Annotated in this window: 6 protein-coding genes and 1 rRNA gene; 5 read left to right on the forward strand and 2 right to left on the reverse strand. The window is 67.3% G+C overall.

Features of this window, described 5'->3' with window-relative positions:
* Positions 1-61 precede the first annotated feature (61 nt).
* The 4 genes from prfA to VYI76_RS13130 all read left to right on the forward strand — a co-directional run bounded on the left by prfA (position 62) and on the right by VYI76_RS13130 (position 3711).
* Entirely contained in the window at positions 62-1135 is a 1074-nt protein-coding gene (gene prfA, locus VYI76_RS13115; RefSeq protein WP_326525244.1) for a peptide chain release factor 1, read from the forward strand.
* 67 nt (positions 1136-1202) lie between these two features.
* Entirely contained in the window at positions 1203-2072 is an 870-nt protein-coding gene (prmC, locus tag VYI76_RS13120) for a peptide chain release factor N(5)-glutamine methyltransferase (protein WP_443018956.1), read from the forward strand.
* Positions 2073-2351: 279 nt separating this feature from the next.
* Entirely contained in the window at positions 2352-3149 is a 798-nt protein-coding gene (locus VYI76_RS13125; protein WP_443018957.1) for a DUF4167 domain-containing protein, read from the forward strand.
* A 133-nt stretch (positions 3150-3282) separates the two neighbouring features.
* Positions 3283-3711 carry a CBS domain-containing protein gene (locus VYI76_RS13130; RefSeq protein ID WP_326525246.1) on the forward strand — a complete coding sequence of 143 codons (429 nt, stop codon included), beginning with the start codon at positions 3283-3285 and terminating at the stop codon, positions 3709-3711.
* Positions 3712-3718: 7 nt separating this feature from the next.
* Here the strand turns inward: VYI76_RS13130 and VYI76_RS13135 are convergent, their stop codons facing one another.
* Together VYI76_RS13135 and VYI76_RS13140 are read right to left on the reverse strand one after the other, a co-directional pair.
* Positions 3719-5230 (reverse strand): lipopolysaccharide biosynthesis protein, encoded by a 1512-nt coding sequence (locus VYI76_RS13135; RefSeq protein ID WP_443018958.1) that lies wholly within the window; start codon positions 5228-5230, stop codon positions 3719-3721.
* The gene (locus VYI76_RS13140; RefSeq protein ID WP_326525247.1) at positions 5209-5463 is read right to left on the reverse strand and encodes a hypothetical protein; all 255 of its coding nucleotides are present in this window, start codon (positions 5461-5463) and stop codon (positions 5209-5211) included. Before VYI76_RS13140 ends, VYI76_RS13135 begins: the two co-directional genes overlap by 22 nt.
* 224 nt (positions 5464-5687) lie before the next feature.
* On the opposite strand from VYI76_RS13140, the gene VYI76_RS13145 reads away from it, so the two are divergent.
* Positions 5688-6000 (forward strand): 16S ribosomal RNA (locus VYI76_RS13145); the annotation flags it as partial.

The following is a 6000-nucleotide window of genomic DNA, read 5'->3' on the forward strand; positions in this document are numbered from 1 at the left end:
CCGGGGTCCAGCACCGGCCGGCTCGTAGCTGGGCCCCGGCCTTCGCCGGGGTACGGTGCGGATGAGGATCGCCCCCGAACGCATCGCGCAGATCGAGGCGCGCAAGGATGAGTTGCAGGCGCTGATGGCGACCGGCGACCTGTCGGGCGATCGCTTCGTCCAAGTTTCCAAGGAATATGCCGAGGTCGAGCCGGTCGCCGCCGCCGCGGCCGAGGTGCGGCGGTTGCGCGCCGAGGCCGAATCGCTCGCCTATATGACGCAGGACGGCGACGCCGAGTTGCGCGCGATGGCGACCGAGGAACTGCGGGCCAATGAAGGCGCGCTGGAGACGGCCGAGCGGGCGCTGGCGCTGTCGCTGTTGCCGCGCGACGCCGCCGATGCGCGGCCGGCGATGCTGGAAATCCGCGCTGGCACCGGCGGGGACGAGGCGTCGCTGTTCGCCGGCGACCTGATGCGCATGTACCAGCGCTACGCCGACGGCCAGGGCTGGCGGGTCGAGCTGATCTCGCATTCGGAAAGCGACGCGGGCGGGTACAAGGAAGTCGTCGCCAGCGTGACGGGTACCGGCGTGTTCGCCAGGCTGAAGTTCGAAAGCGGCGTCCACCGCGTCCAGCGCGTGCCCGTCACCGAAAGCGGGGGGCGCATTCACACATCCGCCGCCACCGTCGCGGTGTTGCCCGAAGCGGAGGAGGTGGACGTCCAGATCGACGAGGCGCGCGACCTCAGGATCGACGTCTATCGATCGTCGGGGCCGGGCGGCCAATCGGTCAACACTACCGATTCGGCGGTGCGGATCACCCACCTGCCGACGGGCCTGGTCGTCATCCAGCAGGACGAGAAATCGCAGCACAAGAACAAGGCCAAGGCGCTGAAGGTGCTGCGAACGCGCCTTTATGAGGCGGAACGCGAGCGGCTGGCGGCCGAGCGATCGGGTACGCGCCGCGCGATGGTGGGATCGGGCGACCGTTCCGAACGCATCCGCACCTATAATTTCCCGCAGGGGCGGGTGACCGATCACCGCATCAACCTGACGCTGCACCGCCTGCCCGAGATACTGGAGGGCGAGATGGGCGAATTGATCGACGCGCTGATCGCGCAGGACGAGGCGGAACGGCTGGCGAGCCTGGATGGATGACGACGGCAAAAAGCCCTCTCCCCTTCAGGAGAGTGGGTTGGGAGAGGGGGAGGGTGTCTCGCAGAGGATGCCGCCTGCCGTACCGCCCCTCTCCCCGGCCCTCTCCCCAGAAGGGGAGAGGGAGAATGCGCGACAGGCGATTGGTGCCGCCGCCAACCGCCTCGCGGCACTATCCCCCACGCCCCGCCTCGATGCCGAACTGCTGATGGCGCATGCGTTGGGCGTGACCCGCGATACGCTGCTGCTGTCCCGCCTCGACGATGCCGCGCCCGATGCCTTCGCCGCGCTGGTCGAGCGCCGCCTGCGCCATGAGCCCGTCGCCTATATCACCGGCACGCGCGATTTCTGGACGATCACGCTGGCGGTCGGCCCCGGCGTGCTGGTGCCGCGCCCGGACAGCGAGACGCTGATCGAGGCGGCCGTCGATCACTTCGCCGGCACGGCGGGGCCGCGATCGGTGCTCGATCTCGGCACCGGATCGGGGGCGCTGCTGCTCGCCGCGCTCGACCAGTGGCCGCAGTCAGGCGGCGTGGGTATCGACGCCTCGGACGCGGCGCTGGTGATCGCGGCAGGAAACGCGGCGCGGTTGGGCATGACGGATCGGGCGCGGTTCGCGATAGGCGGCTGGACCGGCAACGGCGCTGTCCACGACCTGATCCTGTGCAATCCGCCTTATATCGGCACCGGCGAGATACTCGGCGCCGAGGTGCGCGATTGGGAGCCGGCGTCGGCGCTGTTCGCGGGCGAGGACGGGCTCGACGATTATCGCGCGATCGCGCCGGTGCTGCGCGGCCAACTCGCGCCCGGCGGGGTGGCGTGTATCGAGATCGGATCGACCCAGGCGGAGGCGGCGTCGGCATTATTCGCGGACCAGGGTTTCGAGTTCAGCGTGCGCCCCGATCTGGCCGGGCGGCCGCGCTGTCTGGTGCTTGCTTGAAGCGTCCGTGCGGGCGCACAATATAATGCTTGGCGGGGCCGGCCCTTGTCGCTAAGAATGGCGGCGGGGCAGGCAACAGCTACCAAGTCGCTGAAATGGCATGGTCGCGATGACTGGGGCCCGCTCAATCAAGCTACAAGAGCCGCTGACGTCCGGCGGCCTTTGGCGGGACGCTTCGCCTTGGGAAGGCGGGGCTGTCCGGGGGGATGTCACGCATCCGCATTCGGGCCGCTTCGGCGGGTCCCGGCAGATGCCAGTATTGGGACAGGACAGACCATTTTGATGAACAATCGTCAGGCCGGCCGCCGTCGCGGCCGTGGCGGGCAGCGTCAAGGGGGTAACCCCGGTCGCCCGGACAACGGGAATCGCATCGATAACCGCGCGCGCGGCAATGCCGCCCAGCTGCTCGAGAAATACAAGAATCTCGCGCAGGACGCCCAGCGCAGCGGCGACCGCGTGACCACCGAATATTACCTTCAGTTCGCGGACCATTATTTCCGCGTGCTGGCGGAGAACCGCTCGCGCTTCGAGGAGCAGGGGCAGGGGCGGCGCCAGCGCGAGGACGAGGGCGACGAGGACGGCGGCGAGGACTTCGGTTTCGAAGGCGAGCCAGCGAACCCCGCCCGGTATCAGCAGAACGACGGCGAACGCGCCGAGCGTGCCGAACGCGCGGAGCGTCCACGCCGCGACCGTGATCGCGACGAGCCTCGCGAGGCGCGCCCGCGCCGTGACCGCGACGAACATCGCGCGAACGATGAGGCGCGTGACGAGGGCGCGGTGGCCGAGGATGCCGGCGAGGAGCGCCCGCGCCGCCAGGCTCGCGCGCCCCGCGAAAGCTATAACGAGCCGCGCGAGGAACGCCCGGTTGCCGCCAACGACGAACCGCGCCGCCGCGGCCGTCCGCGCCGCGAGCCGGTCGCCGAGGTCGCGACCGAAGGCTTCGACGCTGCGCTCCTGCCGCCGGCCATCTCGACCGAATCGGCGACGGGCGACGATGGCGTTGCCGAGCGTCCGCGCCGCGGCCGTCCGCGCAAGGTGCGGAACGATGAGGGCGAGGCGGTGCCGCCGGCCGCCTGATCCCCGATCACGCGGGAATGAAAGGAGGCCGGGTCCGCGCGTCGTCGCGGGCCCGGCCTCTTTCTTTGCGCGTTTGGTCGGCGCGCCGATTGCGCCTAGGATGGCGCGACAGGCAGCGGAGAGGAGAGAGGCGATGACGATCGCGGTTATCCTGGGCGGCAAGGGCCATGATGTCGTGGCGATCGACGCGGGCGCCACCATGGGCGAGGCGGTGCAATTGCTCGCCGAACGGCGGATCGGCGCGGTGCCGGTGCTGGATGGCGGCCGTGTCGCCGGCGTGTTTTCCGAACGCGATGTGATTCGCTGTCTCGCATCGGAGGGCCCGGCGGCGCTCGAACGGCCGGTGCGCGACGCGATGACCGCCCCCGCCATGACGGTGTCGCCTGGCGAGCCCGTGCTTGGCGCGCTCTCGCTGATGACGCGGCGGCGAATCCGCCATCTGCCGGTGCTGGAGGGCGAGGCGCTGGTCGGGATCGTCTCGATCGGCGACCTGGTGAAGCATCGTATCGACCGGATCGAGGCGGAGGCATCGGCGATGCGCGACTATATCGCGCACGCCTGAGGGGCGATCAGCGGTTGCGGATCAGCGCTACCGTCTCGACCACCGTGTCGCGGGCAAACAGGATCAGCCAGGCGGCGTAGATCGCGCCCCCCGTCGCCACCAGCGCCGCCAGCCGACCGGCCGGTCCGATCGGCGGCAGCGCGCGATCGACCAGCAGGACGACCACCGCCATCGCCAACGCCGCAAGTACCGGCACCGATGCGGCGCGGAACAGGTCGGCGACGCTCGCGTCGAGCACCGGCAGCGTCCGCCGCACGCAGATCGTGAGATAGAGCGGGTAGGCGGCGATCCACGCGATCGTCAGGCCGTGCACGCCCCACTGCACCCCGATCAGGAACGCCGTGGCCAGGATCACCGCGCCGGTCGCGGAGTTGCGCGCGCTGATCTCCGGGTGGCCGCATGCGTCGCTGGCCGGGGCGAGCAGGGCCTGCACGGTCATGAACGGCATGGCGAGCGCGAGCAGCGCGACCACCGGCCCGGTCTCCAGCCACTTGGGCCCGAGCATGACATGGACGAGCGGATCGGCGACGACCGCGAGCCCGAGATAGAAGGGCATGCCGAGCAGCAGCACCAGCCGCACCGATTTGAGGAAGGCGTCGGCGACCGCGCCGTCGCCGCGGCGGATCTGGGCATAGGCGGAGAAGGCGACCTCGTTCAGCGCGGGCACGAACTTCGACACGAAGATCTGCGCGAGGAACAATGCAGTCGTATAGATGCCCAGCATATGCGCGTCGAACCAGCGCCCGGCGATGAACACGTCGGCCTGGCTCTGGATGAACCAGAACAGCTGGCCCGTCGCCATCAGCCCGCCATAGCGCGCCATCGCCCCCGCGCCGCGGAAATCGAAACTCGGCCACATCCACGCGCGGGCGGCGTGCATCATGCCGACCGCCTTCACCAGATACATGGCGAGCGGCGCGGCGACGAGCGTCCAGACGCCAAGCCCGCCCAGCGCGCCCGCCAGCGCGACGACCGCGCCGGCAAGAGAGGACGCCAGGTTGACCGCCGCCTGCCGCTTGAAATCCATCCGCCGGCTGAGCAGCGCATAAGGAAGCGCCACGAACGGCGTCGTTATATATATGAGCGACTGCACGCGCAGCAGGTCGGCGACCTCGGGGTGGCGGAAATAGGCCGCGGCCAGCGGGGCGGCGAGGAACTGCATCGCGCCCAGACCGAAATTCAGGATCATCAGCATGCCGAACAACTGGCGGACCGATCGCTCGTCGGCCTCGGCCTTCTGGATCAGCGCGCTGGCGAGACCGTAGCCGTTGAGCATGTTCAGCAGGACCAGAACGACCTGCGTCATCGCGAACAGGCCGTAATCCGAGGGGCTGAGGATACGAATCACCAGGAAGGTCGATCCCCAGGCGATCATCTGGCCGACAATCTGGGTGCCCGAACGCCAGATTACCGCGCTGCGCACCTGCGAGCGCAGCGATTTACCCCCGGTTTCGGCCGGGTTTGCGGGCTGATTCGAGTTGATTCGCGCTGATTCGGTCACCAGAGGTGGGTAGCCCATGGTGAATTACGATGCCGTAAATCGTTATTTTTCAATGCAATAGGCGGCATCTGCAATAAAATTGCAAAAAGTGTTTGACGGGAATCGAGGTCGGGCATAGAAGCCACTCCACCGACGCGGTGAGCCACACGGTTCGCTTCGACGGTCACCAAAAACCAGGCGCCCAGGTCGCCCTCCCAAAAGAGGGTGACGGAAGGCGTCGGTTTTTGACGCTCTTTGACATTGTTGGTCAAGATGAAGGGACATGTGGGCGGCGGCCCCGGGTCCAGCATTCAAGGTGCTGGATACTCGGAAAACCAAGCCGTTCCATTGAGTTCCGCGTCGTCAGGCTTGCCTGGCGCGGGGTTCTCTACATGTCCTAATACATATCCACAGTAATATGTATTTGTGCAGGAACGGCTCCTTGAAATGAGCTGCGCCGACGTCGGTCATTCCACCGGCGCTGGTGTAGAACATCAAACTTGAGAGTTTGATCCTGGCTCAGAACGAACGCTGGCGGCATGCCTAACACATGCAAGTCGAACGAGACCTTCGGGTCTAGTGGCGCACGGGTGCGTAACGCGTGGGAATCTGCCCCTTGGTTCGGAATAACTCAGAGAAATTTGAGCTAATACCGGATGATGACGTAAGTCCAAAGATTTATCGCCAAGGGATGAGCCCGCGTAGGATTAGCTAGTTGGTGAGGTAAAGGCTCACCAAGGCGACGATCCTTAGCTGGTCTGAGAGGATGATCAGCCACACTGGGACTGAGACACGGCCCAGACTCCTAC

Source organism: Sphingomonas sp., assembly GCF_035910975.1.
In the GTDB taxonomy this organism is placed as follows: Bacteria; Pseudomonadota; Alphaproteobacteria; order Sphingomonadales; family Sphingomonadaceae; genus Sphingomonas.

Bases quoted from the DNA above. Each gene is read 5' to 3' on its own strand.
- VYI76_RS13135 (WP_443018958.1), bottom strand. From the start codon at position 5,230: ATGGGCTACCCACCTCTGGTGACCGAATCAGCGCGAATCAACTCGAAT.
- prmC (WP_443018956.1), top strand. From the start codon at position 1,203: ATGCCGCCTGCCGTACCGCCCCTCTCCCCGGCCCTCTCCCCAGAAGGG.
- VYI76_RS13130 (WP_326525246.1), top strand. From the start codon at position 3,283: ATGACGATCGCGGTTATCCTGGGCGGCAAGGGCCATGATGTCGTGGCG.
- prfA (WP_326525244.1), top strand. From the start codon at position 62: ATGAGGATCGCCCCCGAACGCATCGCGCAGATCGAGGCGCGCAAGGAT.